At 65.8% G+C, this 22,576-nt stretch carries 22 protein-coding genes and 1 pseudogene; 16 read left to right on the forward strand and 7 right to left on the reverse strand.

The window, feature by feature from the left end; all coding sequences use genetic code 11:
- Window positions 1-169: pseudogene (locus tag DBR20_RS14535) on the reverse strand (aminotransferase); the annotation flags it as partial.
- 134 nt (window positions 170-303) lie between these two features.
- On the opposite strand from DBR20_RS14535, the gene DBR20_RS14540 reads away from it, so the two are divergent.
- The 9 genes from DBR20_RS14540 to hslU all read left to right on the forward strand — a co-directional run bounded on the left by DBR20_RS14540 (window position 304) and on the right by hslU (window position 8,167).
- A complete protein-coding gene (locus DBR20_RS14540; RefSeq protein ID WP_108266664.1) occupies window positions 304-2,436 on the forward strand; it encodes a S9 family peptidase in 2,133 nt (710 codons plus the stop codon).
- 56 nt (window positions 2,437-2,492) lie between these two features.
- Entirely contained in the window at window positions 2,493-2,915 is a 423-nt protein-coding gene (locus DBR20_RS14545) for a YbaN family protein (RefSeq protein ID WP_108266665.1), read from the forward strand.
- A gap of 128 nt (window positions 2,916-3,043) precedes the next feature.
- Window positions 3,044-3,283, forward strand: coding sequence for a lipoprotein (locus DBR20_RS14550; RefSeq protein WP_108266666.1), 240 nt, complete (start codon window positions 3,044-3,046; stop codon window positions 3,281-3,283).
- Window positions 3,276-4,127 (forward strand): diaminopimelate epimerase, encoded by an 852-nt coding sequence (gene dapF, locus DBR20_RS14555; RefSeq protein ID WP_108266667.1) that lies wholly within the window; start codon window positions 3,276-3,278, stop codon window positions 4,125-4,127. The genes DBR20_RS14550 and dapF overlap by 8 nt, the downstream gene beginning before the upstream one ends.
- The gene (locus DBR20_RS14560; RefSeq protein ID WP_025877290.1) at window positions 4,124-4,798 is read left to right on the forward strand and encodes a DUF484 family protein; all 675 of its coding nucleotides are present in this window, start codon (window positions 4,124-4,126) and stop codon (window positions 4,796-4,798) included. The genes dapF and DBR20_RS14560 overlap by 4 nt, the downstream gene beginning before the upstream one ends.
- Window positions 4,799-4,814: 16 nt before the next feature.
- Window positions 4,815-5,708 carry a tyrosine recombinase XerC gene (gene xerC / locus DBR20_RS14565; protein WP_108266668.1) on the forward strand — a complete coding sequence of 298 codons (894 nt, stop codon included), beginning with the start codon at window positions 4,815-4,817 and terminating at the stop codon, window positions 5,706-5,708.
- Window positions 5,709-5,884: 176 nt separating this feature from the next.
- On the forward strand, window positions 5,885-6,085 hold the full coding sequence (locus DBR20_RS14570; protein WP_032976581.1) for a DUF3079 domain-containing protein: 201 nt from the start codon (window positions 5,885-5,887) through the stop codon (window positions 6,083-6,085).
- Window positions 6,086-6,159: 74 nt separating this feature from the next.
- Window positions 6,160-6,711: an ATP-dependent protease subunit HslV gene (gene hslV / locus DBR20_RS14575; protein ID WP_025877284.1), complete on the forward strand. Its 552-nt coding sequence runs from the start codon at window positions 6,160-6,162 to the stop codon at window positions 6,709-6,711.
- A gap of 76 nt (window positions 6,712-6,787) precedes the next feature.
- Entirely contained in the window at window positions 6,788-8,167 is a 1,380-nt protein-coding gene (hslU, locus tag DBR20_RS14580; RefSeq protein WP_108266669.1) for an ATP-dependent protease ATPase subunit HslU, read from the forward strand.
- A 112-nt stretch (window positions 8,168-8,279) separates the two neighbouring features.
- On the opposite strand, the gene smeT is transcribed toward hslU, so the two are convergent.
- Window positions 8,280-8,951 (reverse strand): efflux transporter SmeDEF transcriptional repressor SmeT, encoded by a 672-nt coding sequence (smeT, locus tag DBR20_RS14585; RefSeq protein ID WP_108266670.1) that lies wholly within the window; start codon window positions 8,949-8,951, stop codon window positions 8,280-8,282.
- Window positions 8,952-9,178: 227 nt separating this feature from the next.
- Here smeT and smeD point away from each other — a divergent pair, with 227 nt between their 5' ends.
- The 3 genes from smeD to smeF are packed head-to-tail and all read left to right on the forward strand — an operon-like array spanning window position 9,179 to window position 14,944.
- Entirely contained in the window at window positions 9,179-10,360 is a 1,182-nt protein-coding gene (gene smeD / locus DBR20_RS14590) for a multidrug efflux RND transporter periplasmic adaptor subunit SmeD (RefSeq protein WP_089236968.1), read from the forward strand.
- A gap of 12 nt (window positions 10,361-10,372) precedes the next feature.
- Window positions 10,373-13,498: a multidrug efflux RND transporter permease subunit SmeE gene (smeE, locus tag DBR20_RS14595; RefSeq protein ID WP_108266671.1), complete on the forward strand. Its 3,126-nt coding sequence runs from the start codon at window positions 10,373-10,375 to the stop codon at window positions 13,496-13,498.
- 60 nt (window positions 13,499-13,558) lie between these two features.
- Window positions 13,559-14,944: a multidrug efflux RND transporter outer membrane subunit SmeF gene (gene smeF, locus DBR20_RS14600; RefSeq protein ID WP_108266672.1), complete on the forward strand. Its 1,386-nt coding sequence runs from the start codon at window positions 13,559-13,561 to the stop codon at window positions 14,942-14,944.
- Window positions 14,945-15,096: 152 nt separating this feature from the next.
- On the opposite strand, the gene DBR20_RS14605 is transcribed toward smeF, so the two are convergent.
- The 5 genes from DBR20_RS14605 to DBR20_RS14625 form a co-directional block, all read right to left on the reverse strand.
- Window positions 15,097-15,504: a transposase gene (locus DBR20_RS14605; protein WP_108266673.1), complete on the reverse strand. Its 408-nt coding sequence runs from the start codon at window positions 15,502-15,504 to the stop codon at window positions 15,097-15,099.
- Window positions 15,505-15,767: 263 nt separating this feature from the next.
- Window positions 15,768-16,190, reverse strand: coding sequence for a low affinity iron permease family protein (locus DBR20_RS14610; protein WP_108266674.1), 423 nt, complete (start codon window positions 16,188-16,190; stop codon window positions 15,768-15,770).
- Between the two features lie 73 nt (window positions 16,191-16,263).
- On the reverse strand, window positions 16,264-16,590 hold the full coding sequence (locus tag DBR20_RS14615) for a hypothetical protein (protein WP_089236961.1): 327 nt from the start codon (window positions 16,588-16,590) through the stop codon (window positions 16,264-16,266).
- Between the two features lie 75 nt (window positions 16,591-16,665).
- On the reverse strand, window positions 16,666-16,926 hold the full coding sequence (locus DBR20_RS14620) for a hypothetical protein (RefSeq protein WP_108266675.1): 261 nt from the start codon (window positions 16,924-16,926) through the stop codon (window positions 16,666-16,668).
- A 200-nt stretch (window positions 16,927-17,126) separates the two neighbouring features.
- On the reverse strand, window positions 17,127-17,579 hold the full coding sequence (locus DBR20_RS14625; RefSeq protein ID WP_094002387.1) for a nucleoside deaminase: 453 nt from the start codon (window positions 17,577-17,579) through the stop codon (window positions 17,127-17,129).
- Window positions 17,580-17,659: 80 nt separating this feature from the next.
- Here DBR20_RS14625 and ubiE point away from each other — a divergent pair, with 80 nt between their 5' ends.
- The 4 genes from ubiE (at window position 17,660) to DBR20_RS21920 (ending at window position 22,554) form a co-directional block, all read left to right on the forward strand.
- Window positions 17,660-18,421, forward strand: a complete 762-nt coding sequence (gene ubiE, locus DBR20_RS14630; protein ID WP_025877269.1) for a bifunctional demethylmenaquinone methyltransferase/2-methoxy-6-polyprenyl-1,4-benzoquinol methylase UbiE — start codon at window positions 17,660-17,662, stop codon at window positions 18,419-18,421.
- Between the two features lie 320 nt (window positions 18,422-18,741).
- The gene (locus DBR20_RS14635; RefSeq protein WP_049463858.1) at window positions 18,742-20,670 is read left to right on the forward strand and encodes a M1 family metallopeptidase; all 1,929 of its coding nucleotides are present in this window, start codon (window positions 18,742-18,744) and stop codon (window positions 20,668-20,670) included.
- Between the two features lie 235 nt (window positions 20,671-20,905).
- Window positions 20,906-21,778, forward strand: a complete 873-nt coding sequence (locus DBR20_RS14640) for a hypothetical protein (RefSeq protein ID WP_146187013.1) — start codon at window positions 20,906-20,908, stop codon at window positions 21,776-21,778.
- 59 nt (window positions 21,779-21,837) lie between these two features.
- The gene (locus tag DBR20_RS21920; protein ID WP_146187014.1) at window positions 21,838-22,554 is read left to right on the forward strand and encodes a hypothetical protein; all 717 of its coding nucleotides are present in this window, start codon (window positions 21,838-21,840) and stop codon (window positions 22,552-22,554) included.
- The last annotated feature ends 22 nt before the right edge of the window (window positions 22,555-22,576 follow it).

Genomic DNA, 22,576 nt, shown 5'->3' on the forward strand with positions numbered 1-22,576 from the left:
GCACGACCGGCTCGGCGGTGGTGAAGTCCGGTTCGCCGATCTCCAGATGGATCACATCGTGACCGGCCTGTTCCAGCGCCTGCGCGCGGGCCAGCAGGGACATCACATGGAAGGGAGCGATTTCGTGGCTGCGCCGGCTGTAGCCCGGCGTGTGGGGCAGGGTACTCATGCCCACATGGTACGCCGCCGGTCCAGATAGTGCCGGCCGCACCGTGACGATCCGCAGGGTTGCCCGCAGCCTCCCTGCAACCCAGACTCAGGCGCAAGGACGCCATTGCATTGCCGATCAAGGAGCCTTATTTCATGAAATCCACTCTCTGCCTGTTGCTTGCGAGCCTGATGACCAGCACCGCTACCGCCGCCACCCCGCCCGTTCCGCCGGATGTTGAGAAGCGTCCGCACGTGGTCAAGGCGCCGTTCGGCGCGACCCGCAACGATGACTATTACTGGCTGCGCGACGACAAGCGCGAGGACAAGGCCATGCTGGCCTACCTGCAGGCCGAGAACGCCTACGCCGACCAGCTGCTGGCACCGCTGAAGCCGCTGGAGGATGCGCTGTACGGCGAGATCGTCGGCCGCATCAAGCAGGACGATGCCAGTGTGCCGGCGCGCGAGCGCGGCTACTGGTACTACAGCCGCTACGAAACCGGCCAGGACTATCCCATCCATGCGCGCCGCAAGGCCAGCATGGACGCGCCGGAGGAAGTCCTGCTCAACGTCAACACGATGGCTGCCGGCAAGGGCTATTTCAGCGTCGGCTCGATGGAGGTCAGCCAGGACAACCAGCTGCTGGCCTGGGCCGACGATGACGTGGGTCGTCGCCAGTACATCATCCGCTTCAAGGACCTGCGCACCGGCGCGGTGCTGCCGGACACGATCACCGGCACCTCCGGTGACCTGGTCTGGGCCGATGACAACCGCACCGTGCTGTACGTCGAGAACGATCCGGAAACCCTGCTGACCGTGCGGGTGAAGAAGCACGTGCTGGGCACCCCGGCCAGCGCCGACACCGTCGTCTACGAAGAAAAGGACGACAGCTTTTACATGGGCATCGGCCGCACCCGCGACGATCGCTTCATCACCATCGGCGTGCACAGCACCGTGTCCTCCGAAGAGCGCTACGCGCCGGCCAGCGACCCGACCACGTTCACCGTGCTCGCCCCGCGCCAGCGCGACGTGGAGTACGACGCCGACCACTACGACGGCCGCTGGGTGATCCGCACCAACGATGGTGCGAAGAACTTCAAGCTGGTGACCGCACCGACCGATGCCACCTCGCGCGCGCAGTGGAAGGACTGGATCGCCCATGACGATGCGGTGTTCATCGAAGGCTTCGAACTGTTCGATACCTACACCGCCATCGCCGAACGTTCCGAAGGCCTGGAGCGCATCCGCCTGCTGTTCAAGGACGGTCGCAACGACTACGTGAAGGCTGACGAACCGGCCTATTCGATGGGCCTGGGCGACAACACCGAGGCTGACACCACGTGGCTGCGCTACGTCTACACCTCGATGACCACGCCGACCACGGTGTACGAACTGAACACCGCCAACGGCGAGCGTCGCCAGCTGAAGCAGCAGCCGGTGATCGGCTATGACGCATCGAAGTACGAAACCGATCGCGTCTGGATCACCGCGCGCGACGGGGTCAAGGTGCCGGTGTCGCTGGTCTATCGCAAGGGCTACCAGAAGGATGGCACCGGCGCGCTGTTCCAGTACGCCTACGGCAGCTACGGCATGTCGATGGACCCGTACTTCAACCAGACCGCGGTGAGCCTGCTCGACCGTGGCGTGGTGTATGCCATCGCCCACATCCGCGGTGGCCAGGAAATGGGCCGCGACTGGTACGAGAACGGCAAGCTGCTGCACAAGCAGAACACCTTCAACGACTTCATCGACGTCACCCGTGGCCTGGTGGCACAGGGCTGGGCGGCGAAGGATCGTGTCGCCGCGTCCGGTGGCAGCGCCGGTGGCCTGCTGATGGGCGCCATCGCCAACCAGGCGCCACAGGACTACCGCGTGCTGGTGGCGCAGGTGCCGTTCGTGGACGTGGTCACCACCATGCTCGACCCGACCATCCCGCTGACCACCAACGAGTACGACGAGTGGGGCAACCCCGAGCAGAAGCCGTACTACGAGTACATGCTGTCCTACTCGCCCTACGACAACGTGAAAAAACAGGCCTATCCGTCGCTGTTCGTGGGTACCGGCCTGTGGGATTCGCAGGTGCAGTACTGGGAGCCGGCCAAGTGGGTGGCCAAGCTGCGTGACGACAACACCGGCCACTTCCCGATCCTGTTCCGCACCAACATGGAAGCCGGCCACGGCGGCAAGTCCGGGCGCTTCCAGCGTTACCGCGAACTGTCCGAGTCGTATGCGTTCGTGCTGCAGCAGCTGGGCATCGAAACGCCCGCTGCCGGCGCTGCGACGGAATGACGCATCGTGGCGGCGGTGATATCGCCGCCGCCACCTGCGCTGGGTATCCTTGCGCGATGAGCCTGCCCGAACCGCCCGCCAGCAAGGACCTGCCAGCGCCCACCCGGCCGGTGCGGTTCCGTTGGGCGTGGTGGCTGCTGGCCTATGCCAGCCTGGGCACCGGCATCGTCGGCATCTTCGTGCCGGGGCTGCCCACCACCGTATTCATCCTGATCTCGGCCTGGGCCGCCTCGCGCGGCTCCGAGCGCCTGCACCGCTGGCTGCTGCAGCACCCGCGCTTCGGCCCGGCCATCGCCAACTGGCAGGCACATGGTGCGGTCAGCCGCTACGGCAAATGGATGGCCACGATCACCATGGCGGTGTGTGCCGGCATCATGCTGTGGTGCGTGCCGGTGGCCTGGGTCAAGTGGTTCTCCATCGGCAGCATGACCGTGGTGGCGATCTGGCTGTGGACCCGTCCGCTGCCACCGGCCGATTGATCTCTGCCGCCGGGCATGGCCCGGCGCTACCACGGTGCCGGGATGCGGTAGCGCCGGGCCATGCCCGGCGGATGCGTGGCGCGGCACCCTGCACCAACCGCTCAGCCGCCAATGGCTATACTCGGGGCATGAACATCCCCCATCGCAATGTCATCCTGATTCCGCTGGCAGCGGCCTCGCTGCTGTTCCTCGCCGCGTGCGGCAACAAGGGCCCGCTGGTGCTGCCGCAGAAGCCGGTACCGGTGGAAGAAACCGTCGAACCGGCCGCTGATGCCGACGCCACGCCTGCTGCCACCCAGAACACCGGCGACGGCAGTCCGTCGGTAACCCCGGATCCGGTCAAGAAGGTGGACGACGGGAATGAGTAAGGCCGGTTCCAACGGCCTGCGCTTCAGCAAGATGCACGGCGCGGGCAACGATTTCGTAGTGATCGACCTGCGCGACGGCACTCCGCCGCCTACCCCGGAACTGGCCGCGCGCCTGGCCGACCGCCATACCGGCGTCGGCTGCGACCAGATCCTGACCATCGAGCCACCGCGCGCCGAAGGCTCCGTCGCCTCGTACCGCATCTGGAACGCCGATGGTTCCAATTCCGAGCAGTGCGGCAACGGCGCGCGCTGCATCGCTGCCTGGCTGGTGCGCGAAGGTAGTGCGCAGGGCGATCACTTCGTGATCGACAGCCCGCTGGCCAGCCACGCCGTGGACGTCCTCGGCGATGGCCAGTACGCGGTGGCGATGGGCGTGCCGTTGTTCGAACCGGCGCAGGTGCCGCTGATCGGCTTCGCCCACCCGCGCGAGGAGTACCTGCTGCCACTGCAGGGCGAGACCGTGCGCTTCGCGGCGGTGTCGATGGGCAATCCGCATGCGGTGATCGAAGTCGGCCTGGTCGACGCCGCACCGGTCGAGCGCGTGGGCGGATTGCTGCAGCAGCATGCCTCGTTCCCGAAGTCGGTGAACGTGGGCTTCGCGCAGGTGATGGGCCCGGAACATGTGCGCCTGCGCGTGTTCGAGCGCGGCGTGGGTGAAACCCTGGCCTGCGGCAGTGGCGCCTGCGCGGCTGCGGTGACCCTGATGCATCGCGGCCGCCTGCAGCGCGATGCGCGCATCAGCCTGCCTGGTGGCGACCTGCGCATCCAGTGGCCGGGCGATGGCCAGCCGGTGGTGATGGCGGGCCCGACCGCATTCGTCTTCGAAGGGGAGTGGATCGCATGACTGAGACCGTCGACAAGCTCGGTGCCCATGAAGTCGCCGCCTGGTTGCGGCGTCATCCGGGCTTCCTCAAGCAGTTCCCGGACCTGGCGCTGACCCTGGTGGTGCCACGCGATGACGGCCCGACCGCATCGCTGGCCAGCTACCAGCTGGAAGTGCTGCGCGAGAAGAACCGCGAGCTGGCGCGACGGTTGGCCGACCTGGGCGCGACCGCGCAGGTCAACGAGCGGCTGGCGGTGCGCACGCATCAGCTCACCCTGGCCCTGATGAAGCAGGACAACGCCGCCGACACGCTGCGCGCGATGGCGGCGTCGCTGCAGGAAGATTTCGCCGGCGATCTGGTGCGGCTGGTCGTGCATGCGCCGGTGGCCGGGCTGGAGCAGGCCGAGTGGCTGCAGGTGCTGGCTGCCGATGATGCGCAGCTGGGCCCGTTCCGCGACTGCCTGAAGGATGGCGAGCCGATCTGTGGCCGCCTGCACAGCGACAAGAACGCGGTGCTGTACGGCGCGCGCAGCGAGGAAGTGCAGACCACCGCGCTGCTGCCGTTGCCGGGCGTTGGCCTGATCGCGGTGGGCAGCCATGATCCGAACCGTTTCTATCCCGGCATGGGCACGCTGTTCCTGCGGATGATGGGCGAGGCCCTGGTGACCGGGCTCAAGCGCTTCGCGGATTGAGCGGGAAACGACGACGATGAGCGCGGTGCAGGCGTTCCTGCAGCACCTGCAGGTGGAGCGGCGGATGTCGGCGCATACGCTCGATGCCTACCGCCGCGACCTGGACGCATTGTCGGTGTGGGCCGAACCCCGCGGCGTGGCCGTGGAGGCGCTGGATACCGACGCGGTGCGCCAGTTCGTTGCCGACGAACACCGCCGTGGCCTGTCGGCCAAGAGCCTGCAGCGTAGGCTGTCGGCCTGCCGCAGCTTCTACGCCTGGCTGCTCAAGCATGGCCGTATCGAGGCCAGCCCGGCAGCGACGCTGAAGGCGCCGCGTGCACCGAGACGATTGCCGCAGGTACTCGACGCCGACGAAGCCGTGCAGCTGGTTGAACTGGAACCGGAAGGCGAGCTGGGTCGTCGTGACCGCGCGCTGCTGGAACTGTTCTATTCCTCCGGCCTGCGCTTGAGCGAAGTCTGCGCGCTGACCTGGCGCGATCTGGATTTCGCCAGTGGCCTGGTCAACGTGATGGGCAAGGGCAACCGGCAACGTCGCGTTCCCTTCGGAAAGCCGGCACGTGAGGCGCTGCTGACCTGGCGCAGTGAAAGCGGCGGTGGTGCCGCCACACCGGTTTTCCCCGGCCGCAACGGGCCGATCAGCCAGCGCGCGGTGCAGATCCGCATCCGCCAGCTGGCGCAGCGCCAAGGCCTGTTCAAGCACGTGCACCCGCACATGCTGCGGCACAGTTTCGCCAGCCACATCCTGGAATCCTCCGGCGACCTGCGCGGTGTGCAGGAACTGCTCGGCCATGCCGACATCGCCACCACGCAGATCTACACGCACCTGGATTTCCAGCACCTGGCCAAGGTCTACGATGCCGCGCACCCGCGCGCGAAACGACGCAAAAACCCGGCCGACAAGGGGGAGTAGCGCCGGGCCATGCCCGGCGAGCGCGCAGCGCGGGCTGCGTCGCATGCACGACACATGGATCGCACAGCCGCCGGGCATGGCCCGGCGCTACCGGAACGACTGCCGCTTGATCTGGATCAGGGCAGCGTAGGGACGACCGGCGCATCGTGGCCGCAGGCCACGAGGAGATGCCGACCATGGCAAAGCCCATTCCGCTGCGTCCCAAGCACCCCGAGCGCATCTGCTGGGGCTGCGACCGTTACTGCGCCGCCGACGCACTGGCCTGTGGCAACGGCTCGGGCCGCACCCAGCACCCCATCGAAACTCAGGGCGAAGACTGGTACGTGGCATGGGGCATTGAGCCGAATCCGGACCGCCCTTCGCAGGCCAAGCGCTGAACGGCAGCTATCGGCACGGGCTTGATCGCTTCGGCGGCTGTCCCCATGTCCCGTGAACAGCTATCGGAGGCCGCATGGACCCCAGTCAGAATCCCACCGTTTTCCACGCCACCACCATCGTCTGCGTTCGTCGCGGCGAGCACGTGGCCATTGCCGGCGACGGCCAGGTCACCCTCGGCCACACGGTGATGAAGGGCAACGCACGCAAGGTCCGCCGCCTCGGCCGTGATGGCCAGGTGCTGGCCGGCTTCGCCGGTGCCGCCGCCGATGCCTTCACCCTGTTCGAGCTGTTCGAAGCCAAGCTGGAAAAACACGGCCAGCTGCAGCGCGCTGCGGTGGAACTGGCCAAGGATTGGCGCACCGAGCGTCGCCTTGGCAAGCTTGAAGCCCTGCTGGCGGTGGCCGACAAGGAAACCTCGCTGATCATCAGCGGCACCGGCGATGTGATCGAGCCGGAGGACGGCATCATCGCCATCGGTTCCGGTGGTTCGTATGCGCTGTCCGCTGCGCGCGCGCTGATGGCGCACACCGAACTGGACGCACGCACCATCGCCAGTGAAGCGATCAACATCGCCGGCGACATCTGCATCTACACCAACCGCAACGTGGTGGTCGAGGAGCTGTGACGGGGAACCGTCACAGGCATTCCCGATCCGCCGGGCATGGCCCGGCGCTACCGACAACGAATCCGTGAGCACACCCATGCCGCACAAGATCGAAGTTTCCTCCGCCACCATGACCCCGCGCGAGATCGTGCAGGAACTGGACCGGCACATCGTCGGCCAGCATGACGCCAAGCGCGCGGTCGCCATCGCACTGCGCAACCGCTGGCGCCGCATGCAGCTGCAGCCCGAGCTGCGCAACGAGGTCATGCCCAAGAACATCCTGATGATCGGCCCGACCGGCGTCGGCAAGACCGAGATCGCGCGCCGCCTGGCCACGCTGGCCAACGCGCCGTTCGTCAAGGTCGAAGCGACCCGCTTCACCGAAGTCGGCTACGTCGGCAAGGACGTCGAGCAGATCATCCGCGACCTGGCCGATACCGCCGTCAAGCTCTACCGCGAGCAGGCCAAGGTGCGCGTGCGCACGCAGGCCGAAGAGCGCGCCGAAGACCGCATCCTCGACGCGCTGCTGCCGCGCCGCAGCGGTGGCATTGGCTTCGACCCGGAAGCTGCGCGCAACGAACCGTCGGCGCAGGACAACGAGACCCGCATCAAGTTCCGCAAGATGCTGCGCAACGGGGAGCTGGATGATCGCGAGATCGAGCTCGACCTGACCGCCAACGTCAGCATGGACATCATGACCCCGCCGGGCATGGAGGAAATGGGCCAGCAGCTGAAGTCGATGTTCGCCAACCTCGGTGGTGGCGCCAAGGCGCACAAGCGCACGCTGACCATCAAGGCCGCGCGCCCGCTGCTGCAGGAAGAAGAAGCCGGCAAGCTGGTCAACGAGGACGATATCCGCACTGCCGCGATCGAAGCCTGCGAGCAGCACGGCATCGTGTTCATCGACGAGATCGACAAGGTCGCCAAGCGGGGTGATGCAGGCTCGTCTGGCGGTGATGTCTCGCGCGAAGGCGTGCAGCGCGATCTGCTGCCGCTGGTGGAAGGTTCCAACGTGTCCACCAAGTACGGCACGATCAAGACCGACCACATCCTGTTCATCGCATCGGGTGCGTTCCACTTGGCCAAGCCCAGCGACCTGATCCCCGAGCTGCAGGGCCGCTTCCCGATCCGCGTGGAGCTGGGTGCGCTGAGCAAGGCGGATTTCGTGCGCATCCTGACCGAACCGAAGGCTGCGCTGACCAAGCAGTACGAAGCGCTGCTGGCCACCGAAGGCGTCAAGGTCAGCTTCACCACCGATGCCATCGACCGCCTGGCCGAGATCGCGTTCCAGGTGAACGAGCGCCAGGAGAACATCGGTGCGCGCCGTCTGCACACCGTGCTGGAGCGCCTGCTGGATTCGCTCAGCTACGAAGCACCGGACCGCGATGGTGAAACCCTGGCCATCGACAGCACCTATGTCGATGCGCACTTGGGTGAGCTGGTGCAGGACCCGGACCTGAGCCGTTACATCCTGTAACCGGGAATGCGAAAAGGCCGCCGAAAGGCGGCTTTTTTTTTGCGAAGAGGGGCGCCCTGGTAGTTGCCGACCTTGGTCGGCACACGAAGGGCCCGCCGACCAAGGTCGGCGTCTACCGGTCCGGCATAGCCTCCGGCAGCGGCTCCGGCACCGAACCCGGTACGAACACGCCTTCCTTCACGTAGGCGGCCAGGGTCATGTCCAGCGCCAGCATGCCATCGCGCTTGAGGTCCATCAGGTCCGGCTCGACCATCGCCCCGTGCAGCACGCCGAGCACGGTGGCGTGCAGCATGCGCGCGGCGATCTTCGGGTCGGCGCCGTCGCGCAGCTGGCCCAGGTCCTGTGCACGGCGCAGGGCACGTTCCATCCGGTCCAGGGCGTCGCGGAAACCGCTCTGCTGCAGTTCGGTCAGCACCCTGGTGTCGGCTGAGGCATCGCTGCGCAGCATGATCTCCATGGTCTTGCGCAGGCGCTCGTCCTCGGACAGCTCGATGAACGAGTGGATCATCACCGCGCGCAGGTCATGCACCGGCGTGTCGCGCTGGTCGGTGGAGGTACGCTCCAGCTCCTGCATGAAGGGCAGGTGCACCCGCTCGACGATCGCGGTCAGCACCTCGCCCTTGTTCTTGAAGTGCCAGTACACGGCGCCGCGGGTATAGCCGGCGCGGGCACCGATCATCTCCAGCGTGGTGCGGGCCACGCCGTGTTCGTGAAAACAGGCTTCGGCGGCATCCAGGATGCCTTCGCGGGTTGCCTGGGTGTCCTCTTTGGTCTTGCGGGCCATGAGCGGGTACGGGTGCAGGTGAAACGTGGCTGAATTGTACCGCTTTACAAACAAACACGCATGTATGTATATTTCCTTCCCATCATTCCCGTCGTGTGCGTGGCAGGCCTGCCCTGGCTCCCACTCCACCCGGGTGGGCGCTGTTCGCGCGGTCTTCACTCCTGCAAGGGGAGGGTCCGTCGTATCAGCACCTGCTGAGATCCCTCCCTTCAAGAGCCATTCCCATCATGTTGCTGAGCCGAATCCGACCCTTCGCGTTGTCGCTGGCGATCGCTGCCACCGTCGCTGCCTGCGGCGGCCAACCCCAGGCGCCCGAACAGGGGCCGGGCCAGGTCAGCGTGGTCACGCTGAAATCCGAAACCGTCGGCCTGACCCGTGAGCTGCCGGGCCGCACCAATGCCTTCCTGGTGGCCGAAGTGCGCCCGCAGGTCAACGGCATCGTCGCCAAGCGCCTGTTCACCGAGGGTGGGATGGTCAAGGCCGGCGAGCCGCTGTACCAGATCGAAGACGCCAGCTATCGCGCCCAGGCCAACAGCGCACGTGCGCAGCTGGCCCGCGCCGAAGCCACCGCCAATGCGGCCCGACTGAGCGCCAAGCGCATCACCGAGCTGGCCAAGGTCGACGCGGTCAGCCAGCAGGATCTGGAAAACGCCGTGGCCGCGCAGAAGCAGGCCGAGGCCGATGTCGGCGCCGCCAAGGCATCACTGGATGCCGCCAACGTGACCCTCGGTTATGCGCGCATCACCGCGCCGATCAGCGGCCGCATCGGCAAGTCCAGCGTCACCCAGGGCGCGCTGGTCAGCGCCGGCCAGGCCACTGCGCTGGCGACCGTGCAGCAGCTGGACCCGATCTACGTCGACCTCACCCAGTCGTCGGCCGAGCTGCTGCAGCTGCGCCGCGAACTGGCCGCCGGCCGCCTGCAGGACAACCAGCAGACACCGGTCAGCATCCTGATGGAAGACGGCAGCACCTTCGAACACAAGGGCACGCTGGAGTTCTCCGAAGTCAGCGTCGATCCGGCCACCGGCAGCTTCGCCCTGCGGGTCAAGGTCGACAACCCCGACGGCCTGCTGATGCCGGGCATGTACGTGCGCGCGGTGATCGGCGGCGGTGTGCGCAGCGATGCGGTGCTGGTGCCGATGCAGGGCATCGCCCGCGATCCGAAGGGCGATACCAGCGCGATGGTGGTCGGCAAGGACAACAAGGTCGAAGTGCGCCCGGTCAAGGTCAGCCGCACCGTCGGCGACAAGTGGCTGGTCGAGGACGGCCTGAAGGCCGGTGACAAGGTCATCGTCGAAGGCCTGCAGAAAATCGGCCCGGGCATGCCCGTGAATGCCACCGAACAGGGCGTCGCCCCGGCCAAGCCGGCCGCCGCCCAACCTGCAGCTGCGGCCGCAGGCGCGAAGTAAGCGGAGAACCCCATGGCACGTTTCTTCATCGATCGACCCATCTTCGCGTGGGTCATCGCGATCATCATCATGCTCGCCGGCGGCCTGGCCCTGTTCAAGCTGCCGATCTCGATGTACCCCAACGTCGCACCGCCGGCGGTGGAAATCAGCGCCAGCTACCCGGGTGCTTCGGCCAAGGTGGTCGAAGACTCGGTGACGCAGATCATCGAGCAGAACATGAAGGGCCTTGATGGCCTTATCTACTTCTCCTCCAACAGCTCGTCCAACGGCCAGGCCACCATCACCCTGACCTTCGAGAGCGGTACCAACCCTGACATCGCCCAGGTGCAGGTGCAGAACAAGCTGCAGCTGGCGATGCCGCTGCTGCCGCAGGAAGTGCAGCGGCAGGGCATCAACGTGGCCAAGTCCAGCTCGGGCTTCCTGAACGTCATCGCGTTCGTGTCCGAAGACGGCAGCATGGATGCCAACGACATCGCCGACTACGTCGGTTCCAATGTCGTGGACCGTCTCAGCCGCGTGCCGGGCGTGGGCAACATCCAGGTGTTCGGTGGCAAGTACGCCATGCGCATCTGGCTGGACCCGAACAAGCTGCACACCTACGGCATGTCGGTGCCGGAAGTGGTTGCTGCGGTGAAGGCACAGAACGCGCAGGTGGCCATCGGCCAGCTGGGTGGTGCGCCGTCGGTGAAGGGCCAGCAGCTCAACGCCACCATCAACGCGCAGTCGCGCCTGCAGACCCCGGAACAGTTCCGCAACATCATCGTGCGCGGTGCGCAGGACGGTGCCGAACTGCGCCTGGGCGATGTTGCCCGCGTCGAGCTGGGTGCCGAGTCGTACGACTTCGTCACCCGCTACAACGGTCAGCCGGCCAGCGGCCTGGCGGTCACCCTGGCCACCGGCGCCAACGCGCTGGATACCGCTGCCGGTGTCGATGAAACCCTGAAGGAACTGGAAGGCTTCTTCCCGGCCGGCCTGAAGGCCGAGATCCCGTACGACACCACCCCGTTCGTGCGCGTGTCGATCAAGGGCGTGGTGCAGACCCTGCTCGAAGCGATCGTGCTGGTGTTCGTGGTGATGTACCTGTTCCTGCAGAACTTCCGCGCCACCCTGATCCCGACCATCGCCGTACCGGTGGTGCTGCTGGGTACCTTCGGTGTGCTGTCGGTGCTGGGCTTCTCGGTGAACATGCTGACCATGTTCGCGATGGTGCTGGCGATCGGTCTGCTGGTGGACGATGCCATCGTGGTGGTGGAGAACGTCGAGCGCATCATGTCCGAGGAGGGCCTGTCGCCGCTGGAAGCCACCCGCAAGTCGATGAGCCAGATCACCGGTGCGCTGGTGGGTATCGGCCTGGTGCTGTCGGCGGTGTTCGTGCCGATGGCCTTCATGAGCGGCTCCACCGGTGTGATCTACCGGCAGTTCTCGGCGACGATCGTGTCGGCGATGGCATTGTCGGTGCTGGTGGCCATCGTGCTGACCCCGGCGCTGTGCGCGACCATGCTCAAGCCGCTGAAGAAGGGCGAGCACCACGTCGCCCACAAGGGCTGGTCGGGTCGCTTCTTCAACGGCTTCAACCGCGGCTTCGACCGTACCAGCGAAAGCTACCAGCGCGGCGTGCGCGGCATCCTGCATCGCCCGTGGCGGTTCATGGGCATCGTGGCCGCGCTGTTCCTGCTGATGGGCGTGCTGTTCGTGCGCCTGCCCAGCTCGTTCCTGCCCAACGAAGACCAGGGCGTGCTGATGGCGCTGGTGCAGGCACCGGTCGGTGCAACCCAGGAGCGCACGCTGGAATCGATCGCCGCGCTCGAAAAGCACTTCATGGAAAACGAGAAGGGTGCCGTCGAATCGGTGTTCTCGGTGCAGGGCTTCAGCTTCGCCGGCATGGGCCAGAACGCGGGCATGGCCTTCGTCAAGCTGAAGGACTGGAGCGAGCGTGACGCCGACAACGGCGTGATGCCGATCACCGGACGTGCGATGGCTGCACTGGGGCAGATCAAAGATGCTTTCATCTTTGCCTTCCCGCCGCCGGCCATTCCGGAACTGGGTACGGCCTCGGGTTACACCTTCTTCCTGAAGGACAACAGCGGCCAGGGTCATGAGGCATTGCTTGCGGCCCGCGACCAGCTGCTCGGCCTGGCGGCCGGCAGCAAGAAGCTGGCCAACGTGCGTCCGAACGGCCAGGAAGACACTCCGCAGTTCCGCATCGATATCGATGTGGCCAAGGCCAGCTCGCTGGGCCTGTCGATCGACCAGATCAACACCACCCTGGCCACCGCGTGGGGCAGCTCGTACATCGATGACTTCATCGATCGCGGCCGCGTCAAGCGCGTGTTCGTGCAGGCTGACCAGCCGTTCCGCATGGTGCCGGAGGACTTCGATCTCTGGTCGGTGAAGAACGACAAGGGTGAGATGGTTCCGTTCAGCGCCTTCGCCAGCAAGCAGTGGGACTACGGTTCGCCGCGCCTGGAACGCTACAACGGCGTGTCGGCCACCGAAATCCAGGGCGAACCGGCCCCGGGCGTGGCGTCCGGTGATGCCATGGCCGAGATCGAACAGCTGGCCAAGCAGTTGCCGGCGGGCTTCGGCGTCGAGTGGACGGCGATGTCCTACCAGGAGCGCCAGGCGGGCTCGCAGACGCCGCTGCTGTACACGCTGTCGCTGATGATCGTGTTCCTGTGTCTTGCCGCGTTGTACGAAAGCTGGAGCGTGCCGACCTCGGTGCTGCTGGTGGCGCCGCTGGGCATCCTCGGTGCGGTGCTGGCCAATACCTTCCGTGGCATGGAGCGCGACATCTATTTCCAGGTGGCGATGCTGACCACGGTGGGCCTGACCAGCAAGAACGCGATCCTGATCGTCGAGTTCGCCAAGGAGCATCTGGAGAAGGGCGCGGGGCTGATCGAAGCGACGATGCACGCGGTCCGCGACCGTCTGCGCCCGATCATCATGACCTCGCTGGCCTTCGGCATGGGCGTGCTGCCGCTGGCGATCTCCAGCGGTGCCGGCTCCGGCGCCAAGCAGGCGATCGGCACCGGCGTGCTCGGCGGCATGGTGGTTGGCACCGTGCTCGGCGTGTTCTTCGTGCCGCTGTTCTTCGTCGTGGTGCAGCGCGTGTTCAAGAAGCGCAAAGCCACCGAGTGATGACAACCGGTAGCGCCGGGCCATGCCCGGCGCTACCACCGTGACCCCCAAGGTGTCGCTATGAAATTCTCTTCTCTTGCAGTATCCCTCGCCACCGCGCTGGCGCTCAGCGCGTGCGGCACCCTGGCGCCGAAGAACACTGCAGTGGCCCCGGCCATTCCGTCGCAGTGGCCGGCGGAAGCCGCACAGGGCGAAGTGGCCGATGCGGCCGCGGTCGGCTGGCGCGACTTCTTCACCGATGAGCGCCTGCAGCAGGTGATCGGCCAGGCGCTGGACAACAACCGCGACCTGCGCGTGGCCGTGCTCAACGTCGAGAAGGCGCGCGGCCAGTACCGCGTGCAGCGCGCTGACCGGGTACCAGGCGTGGCCGTGACCGGGCAGATGGACCGCCGCGGTGGCGACGTGCCGGTGACCGAGCAGTTCAGCGCGGGCGTCGGCGTGGCCGAGTTCGAACTGGACCTGTTCGGCCGCGTGCGCAACCTGAGCGAAGCCGCGCTGCAGCAGTACTTCGCTGTAGCTGCCAACCGCCGCAACGCGCAGCTGAGCCTGGTGGCCGAGACCGCTACCGCCTGGTTGACCTACGGCGCCGACCAGCAGCGCCTGGCGATCGCCGAAGCGACGGTGAAGACCTATGAGGATTCGCTGCGTCTGGCCGAAGCACGCCATGAGCGTGGTGGCAGTTCCGCACTGGAACTGACCCAGACCCGCACCTTGGTCGAGACCGCGCGCACCGATGCCGCGCGTCTGCGTGGGCAGCTGGCCCAGGACCGCAACGCGCTGGCGCTGCTGGCCGGTGGCCAGTTGGATCCGTCGCTGCTGCCGGACAGCATCGCGCCCCAGGTGCTTGCGCTGGCACCGCCACCGGCCGGCCTGCCCAGCGACGTGCTGCTGCAGCGCCCGGACATCATGGCGGCGGAACATCAGCTGCTGGCGGCCAATGCCAACATCGGTGCCGCGCGCGCTGCGTTCTTCCCCAGCATCTCGCTGACCGGCAGCATCGGCAGTGGTTCGGGTGAATTGTCCGGCCTGTTCGACAGCGGCACGCGGGTGTGGAGCTTCCTGCCGAAGATCACTTTGCCGATCTTCCAGGGCGGCAAGCTGCGTGCGAACCTGGCGGTGGCCAACGCCGATCGTGATATCGCGCTGGCGCAGTACGAAAAATCGATCCAGAGCGGTTTCCGTGAAACCGCTGATGCGCTGGCATTGAATGTCAGCCTGGATGAGCAGGCAGCCTCGCAGCAGCGCCTGGTGGAAGCGGCCGAGCAGGCCAACCGCCTGTCTCAGGCGCGCTATGACGCCGGCCTGGACAGCTTCGTCACCCTGCTGGATGCACGTCGTACCGCCTACAACGCGCAGCAGACACAGTTGCAGACGCAGCTGGCGCAGCAGTCCAACCGCATCACGCTGTACAAGGTGCTGGGCGGCGGCTGGCACGAGCGCGGGTAAGCCGCGCTGATTCCGGTAGCGCCGGGCCATGCCCGGCGGCTCTTCCATCCGATATTCAGGGCGCCTGAAGCAGACCGCGCTGCGCGCTCACCGGGCATGGCCCGGCGCTACCGGATTGGCCAGCGGCACCACGCAAATGGATACTCATCCAACTAGTCGGTGAGTCCCGCCCGGATGGGATTGCCCAGGATGTAGAGAGCGTGACGCCTCAAGGCTTTCTCATGACGCACCGCATGGTCGAAGTAGCTGGGCTGCCAAAGCGGTGTATCCACGCCGAACTGTTGCCCCAACTGTCGGCTGCTGCGTGACTTCACCGTTCCCATCAGTCGGGCAAGCGTTCCACTGCGCAGTTGCACCAGCCAGTGGAGATGATCGGGCATGATGACCCAGGCATAGGAGTGGCTCATGCCTGCACTTTCCACGAACCGCAACGCTTCCAGCAGGCATGCGGCATGGTCGGGGTCTTCGAAAACCCGACGCCGCTGCCGTACGACAGTGGTGAGCACATAGCAGCTATCGACCCGGGAATCGCGGCCACGGGCGAGATGACGACTGGACATGAAGCCAGTCTGTGGGAACAGCGTGTCTGCCCGTATCGGTAATCGCCACTGATTCTTGTGGGGATCCTCCAGTCTGCGCGCAGGCGGAGCGCCATCCGTATGTGGACACTCCGCTAGCGCCGGGCCATCCTCAGTGGCTCTTCCGCCCGACATTCAGGGCGCCTGAAGCAGACCGCGCTTCGCGCTCGCCGGGCATGGCCCGGCGCTACCAGAGGGTCAGAATTCCGGGGGCGCCGGACAATGCCCGGTGAGCGTTGCCAGCGTCACACCGCTTCGTCATCCCGCCGCTCGGTGCGGCAGGCGCGTACCCGCGTCAGCGCGTCGCCGGCCTCGCGCGCCATCTTCTCGTACTCGGCGCGGATCTCTTCCAGACGCTGTTCGTCCAGCTCTTCCAGGTCCAGCAATTCGTTGTTGGCCTCGGCGGTGGCGCGGATCAGTTCATCCAGCTTGATCTGCATCGCCGCCGTGTCCGAGTTCTGCGTGTGCTGGATCAGGAACACCATCAGGAAGGTGATGATCGTGGTGCCGGTGTTGATCACCAGCTGCCAGGTATCGTTGAACTTGAATATCGGGCCGCTGATGCCCCACAGCACGACGACCGCCACCGCAGCCAGGAAGGTCCACGGCGAGCCGGTGGCGGCCGCGGCCTTCTTGGCGATCGTATTGAACAGGTTCCTTGCGCTCATCGTCATCGTTCCACTGGAATGACGACGATCATCGGCACGTGGCCGTGCAGGTGCCGTGCAGTCGAGCGTGGGCTCAGGCGCGCAGGCGCGGCGCTTCCTGGCTGCGCACCGGGCTGGCCAGGTAGACGTGCTGCCAGCAGCGTTCGACGAATTCGCGGGCCTGCGCTTCGGTCAGGCGCGGCATGATCTGCAGGGCGTACTGGGTCTGGAACAGCTCATCGCGCTGGGCATTGCTGGCGCGTGGCTGGGTGATCAGCGAATCACAGGCGAACTTGATCCACGGCACATAGGTGCCGAACGAAGTGTGCGCGAGTGCGCCATCGGCGTGCTGGCGGCGCCAGTAATCCAGCTCCGCATCGACATTGATGACAGGGGGAATGGCGGGAACTTCAGCGTGCATGACGATCCAATCGGTTGAAGGTGAAAGGGAGTGGGGGCCCGTTACAGTGTGGCCCGGACGGTGGTGCATGCCGCGTCAGCGCGATGTGCAGCCAGCGTGGCGATGGCGCAGTAGCTGTGCGTGTTCAACCGCACCCAGGCGTTCGGCCATGCCGGCCATCGCATTGCACAGGCGCACCAGGTCGCGGGTATGATCGAGCAGCAGATCCTGCTGCATGTCCTGGTAGGCGCTCCAGAACGAGGCACTGCGCTGGTGCAGTGCGTATTGCTGCTGCAGTCGGTCCCAGATCGCGGCCAGGGCCGGGTCGCTGGGAGGACGTACCGCATGCGCTTGCATGGTCGGCTCCAACCCGGGGCAGGGGCCCCGGTTGCATTCCACCCTAGACGTGGCTGCGCAGCGGGATGTTAGTGGCGCGTGTTGACTGCACGCAGCTGACTGCGCAGCAGTTCACGTTGAAGCAGGCAGACGCTGCCGGCACAAGGCTGTGCCGGCACTGAAGCGTTCATCAAGGCGGACTCATCAGCTGTGGCGGATGCTCATTCGCCGATGTCTTCGTTCCAGATTTCCGGATATTGCGCAATGAAGCCGCCGAGCAGGTCCACGCATTCCTGGCTGTCCAGGTCGATCACGTTGACGCCGTTTTCGCGCAGCCAGTCGATGCCGCCCTGGAAGGTGCGCGATTCGCCGACCACCACCGTGCCGATGTTGAACTGCCTGACCAGGCCCGAGCAGTACCAGCACGGGGCCAGGGTGGTGACCATGATGGTGTCCTGGTAGCGGCGCTGGCGGCCGGCCTTGCGGAAGGCGTCGGTCTCGCCATGCACGGACGGGTCGCCTTCCTGCACGCGGCGGTTGTGGCCGCAGCCGAGCAGGCGGCCGTCGTTGTGGTACAGCGCCGCGCCGATCGGCACGCCGCCTTCGGCCAGCCCCTGGCGGGCTTCGGCAATGGCGGTCTGCAGCAGGGCCTGGTAGTCGGGCGTGGTGATCATGCGGGGCTCCGGTAGGTCGTGGGGCGCCATGATACGGCCAGCGTTCCCCGCAGGGGCCCGGCGGTGCGATAATCGGGGGCATGAGCGAATCCCCCTACAAATCCGGTACCACCCATTTCGGGTTCCGCGACGTTGACGCCAAGGACAAGCAGAAGCTGGTCGGCCAGGTGTTCACGTCGGTCGCGCGCAACTACGACCTGATGAACGACCTGATGAGCATGGGCGTGCACCGGGCATGGAAGCGCTACTACGTAGCCACCGCGCAGGTGAAGCCGGGTGACCGCGTGCTCGACCTGGCCGGTGGCACCGGCGATATCGCGGCGCTGCTGAAGGAACGGGTTGGCGCCGAGGGTTCGGTGGTGCTGGGCGACATCAACGCCGGCATGCTGTCGGTCGGCCGTGACCGCCTGACCAACCGCGGCCTGGTGCTCGGCCTGGACTACGTGCAGTGCAACGCCGAAGCCCTGCCGTTCCCGGACAACAGCTTCGACCTGGTGACCATCGCCTTTGGTCTGCGCAACGTGACCGACAAGGATGCCGGCCTGCGCGAGATGTTCCGCGTGCTGAAGGTGGGCGGCCAGGCCCGCGTGCTGGAGTTCTCCGAGGTCACCGCGGACTGGTTCAAGCCGATCTACGACTTCCATTCGTTCAAGATCCTGCCGAAGCTGGGCAAGCTGTTCGCCAACGATTCGGACAGCTACCAGTACCTGGCCGAGAGCATCCGCAAGCATCCGCCGCAGGAAGAGCTGAAGGCGATGATGGGGCAGGCGGGCTTCGAGCGCTGCCACTACAAGAACCTGACCGGCGGCATCGTCTCGATCCACTCCGGCTACAAGCTGTAAGCCTCGCTTTGGTAGGTGCCAACCTTGGTTGGCACACGCCCGCCGCGAGCGGTGATGGATCCGTGCCAACCAAGGTTGGCACCTACCAGAGGCAGGAAGGTGGGCCCAGGGCCCGCCCGCGAGCGATGACGCAGCAATCCGCCGTGGTAGATGCCGACCTTGGTCGGCACAGGTCCTACCGTGAGCGATGACAGCTCCGTGCCAACCAAGGTTGGCACCTGCCGGGCCATCGCGGGGCCGGCATTACCCCGCACCGCGCAACGCTTCCCGGGCGGGGGAGAGGTACCATTGGGGTTTGATCCCCGTAACGGTCCCGATTCATGCGCAATCCGCTGATGCTCCTTCCGCTGGCTGTGGCCCTGGCCGCCGGCTGCTCCCAGGAGGCGGCCGCACCCGCCGCCGCTCCGACTGCCCAGAAGGCTCCCGCCGCCCCCGTGAACGCCGAAAACCGCAGCCACGATGAAAGCTCGTACGCCGAGCCGGACAAGGTCGTCGTCAAGGACATCGCGCTGGATCTGAAGCTGGACTTCGACCAGAAGCAGATCGGCGGCACCGCCACCTACACCCTGGAATGGAAGCAGAAGGATGCCAAGCAGCTGGTGCTGGACACCCGCGAGCTGAGCATCGCCAAGGTCGAAGCGATCGCCGCCGACGGCGCGCGCAGCCCGCTGCAGTTCGTGCTGGCCCCGGTGGACAAGGTGTTCGGCAGCAAGCTGACCATCGAAACCCCGGAACAGCCGGCCAAGGTCGAGGTGACCTACCACACCGCACCGACCGCTTCGGGCCTGCAGTGGCTGGCGCCGTCGATGACCGAGGGCAAGAAGCTGCCCTTCATGTTCAGCCAGTCGCAGGCGATCCACGCCCGTTCCTGGGTGCCGCTGCAGGACACCCCGAGCGTGCGCTTCACCTACAGCGCGCACGTGGTCTCGCGCCCGGACGTGATGGTGCTGATGAGCGCCGACAACGATCCCAAGGCCGCGCGTGACGGTGACTACACCTTCAAGATGCCGCAGCCGATTCCGTCCTACCTGCTGGCCATCGCGGCCGGCGACCTGGTGTTCGAGCCGATCTCCGGCCGCTCCGGCGTCTGGGCCGAGCCGACCATGGTCAACAAGGCCGCCAAGGAATTCGAAGACACCGAGAAGATGATCGGTGCCGCCGAAAAGCTGTACGGCGAATACCGCTGGGGCCGCTACGACATGCTGGTGCTGCCGCCGTCGTTCCCGTTCGGCGGCATGGAAAACCCGCGCCTGACCTTCGCCACTCCGACCGTGATCGTCGGCGACAAGTCGCTGGTCTCGCTGGTCGCCCATGAACTGGCACACAGCTGGTCGGGCAACCTGGTGACCAACGCCAGCTGGAAGGACATCTGGCTCAACGAAGGCTTCACCACCTACGTCCAGGGCCGCATCACCGAAGCCCTGTACGGCAAGGAGATGGCCGAGATGGAAAAGCAGATCGACCAGACCGATCTGCTGGCCGAAGTGAAGGACATGAGCCCGGCCGACCAGGCACTGGCGCTGCCGCCGCTGAACGAGCGTGACCCGGACGAAGCCCTGAGCCAGGTGGCCTACGTCAAGGGTTCGTGGTTCCTGGAATTCCTGGAACAGCGCTTCGGCCGCGAAACCTTCGATCCGTTCCTGCGCGGCTGGTTCGATGACCACGCCTTCCAGAGCGCCAACACCGACCAGTTCGTCGAGTACCTGAAGAAGAACCTGCTGCCGAAGAATCCGTCGGCGGTCACCGAGGCCGAACTGAAGGCGTGGCTGGACGAGCCGGGCATTCCGGCGTTCGCGGCCAAGGCGCAGTCGCGCAACTTCAGCAGCGTGGATACCGCGCGTATCGCTTTCGCCAGCGCCGGCACCGTGCCGAGCAGCCAGGTGATCGCCGAGTGGAGCACCCAGGAGTGGGTCCGCTTCATCGACGGCCTGGGCGCCACCCAGCCGCTGGACAAGCTGGCCACGCTGGACAAGGCCTTCCACTTCACCGGCACCCCGAATGGCGAGATCGCCATGCGCTGGTACCCGCTGACCATCCGCAGCGGTTACGAGCAGGCCAATGAAGCGGCGGCTGCGTTCATCGAGCGTGTCGGCCGTCGCAAGCTGATCCTGCCGATTTACGCCGAACTGGTGAAGACCCCGAAGGGTCTGGAGCTGGCCAAGCAGGCGTTCGAGAAGGCCAAGCCGGGCTACCACCCGATCACCACCGCCTCGGTGCAGGACATGCTGGCCAAGGCTGAAGCAAAGTAAGCGTGCGCCGGGGATACCCCGGCCTCCTGTGATCTGAAAGCGGCGGGGTAACCCGCCGCTTCTTTCATGGCATCAGATCCGCAGAAGTTGCTACGGGCAGAGGAAACACAGAGCTGCCCTTTTTCTGATTTGTTGCATGTTTCTGGAAAGGGATTGGACGTACCGTCTGCGTTCCGACGGGCGCCGGATTGAATCAGGCCGGGCTCGCAATCCCCTTTCCTGACAGGCCTGGTGCATGCGGCATGTTTTCCCCACGGCTGAAGGCCGGCCAGAGGGCAATCCGGTGATCAGCCCGGCGCCCGCGGTCGTACCCGCGAGTTTCGCTGGCGGTTCGGCCAAGATCTCGCGCCTCTGCAACATGGGGCTGGCAGTACTTCTGTTGCTGACTGCCTTTACCGCAACGGCCCAGGACGCCGCAGAATCTTCCGGTACAGCTTCACCCCTGCGTGCACTCTACCGCCAGGCAGGATGGGTGGAAGTCGCGCATGGAACGGGCCGCAATGAACATCTTCGCGGAACGATGACCCAGTACCGGAATCGGGACATCGTCATGTCAGCGGGTGCGGCGCCAGGGCGTCCGTTCCACATGGTTCTGTGTGGAATCAGAGTTGTGAATTGGGACGTCCAGGACGATCTCGATTCCGGAGTTCCGACGCAGGACTATTCCCGCCGATACACCAGGATGTTCGAGTACGCCGCACTGCTGTCGCTGAGTGCGGAGACGGCAATGACCATCCGCGCGGACGGCCAACGTCACCAGACGACCTGGGACATGCAGTGGGCCACGGATGCTGAGCGCTATCGGGCAAGCACGCAGCGTACTCCCCAAGGCAATCTCAAACTCGTTTTCGTGAAGACCGGCGCGAACAAGCGTGGCACACCTGCAGGAAGCAAGAAGGGAGGCCGCGAAATGCCAGAACTTGAAGTCGCGCTGCGAGGGCCGCAACCTGCTCCAATCGGGGCGTGGTGGGAGATCATCATCGGTACATCGCCTCGAGAACCTGCGCTTTCTGCCGTGGTCTCTCTGTTGGACTGGGCGGTGCTGGATGACGTGGAGGCCAGTACGGTCGGTGATCTGCGACGGGCGTCAGACGAGTGCCCGGCATGATATGGCCGGGGCCACCAGTACGACGTAGGGAGCAGTGCAGGCTGTCACGATGCGCCACGGTGTTGCTGATGTTCGTTGGCGTCGTGCAGGCGGAAGGTGCATTGGCTGCAGAAGATTCGGCAGAGAACTGGTCGGCCGTCATTGGCAAGGCGGCGTTGGTCGAGTTCTCTGCTGGCACGGTTCCCGGCGTCACCGAAACCAGTGGGAGCCTCAGACAGTACCGTCATGGGGAGTGGTTGCTGTTCACACGCCGGGAGTCCAGTGCTGAAGTTGGGCCCGCCGCCATTCTGCTCTGCAATGGACTGCTGCTTGCCAATCCTGACCACTTCCGCACCCATACGGACGGAACATCGCGGCCTCTGCCAGCCCCTGAGGCAGCCTGGCGGGTCGTGTTCAATGCGTATGGGTTGGCCGGAGGACGGCTTTCGGATGGACAGTTCCTCTCGGAGTCAGGGCAGACCCATCTGGAGACACTGGTAGATGATGCACTTTGGGGCGATGGCCCTGTCCGTGCCCGTGTCAGTCGCACCTCAGGGGGCGATATCACCATACGGTTGGGCGGGGACGACGCACGTGACAGCGATGGTGTGAAACGGGGCTTCTGGAGTGAAGCGCATATTCGGGGCGACAGAAGCCTGGACGCATTGCCGCCGTCGATGTCGGTGCATGGGTGGAGTGCAGTGGGGGGCGGACAGTTCTACACCGTTGGTCAAGCGCGTCGTGTCGGGGGAGGATGCCCGGGCGCGCCGGATTCTCCCGTATGGCCATTCCAGTGAGCGCCGCCAAGGGTCCGCGCGC

The sequence above is a fragment of the Stenotrophomonas sp. HMWF023 genome, from assembly GCF_003060985.1.
GTDB classification, from domain to species: domain Bacteria; phylum Pseudomonadota; class Gammaproteobacteria; order Xanthomonadales; family Xanthomonadaceae; genus Stenotrophomonas; species Stenotrophomonas lactitubi.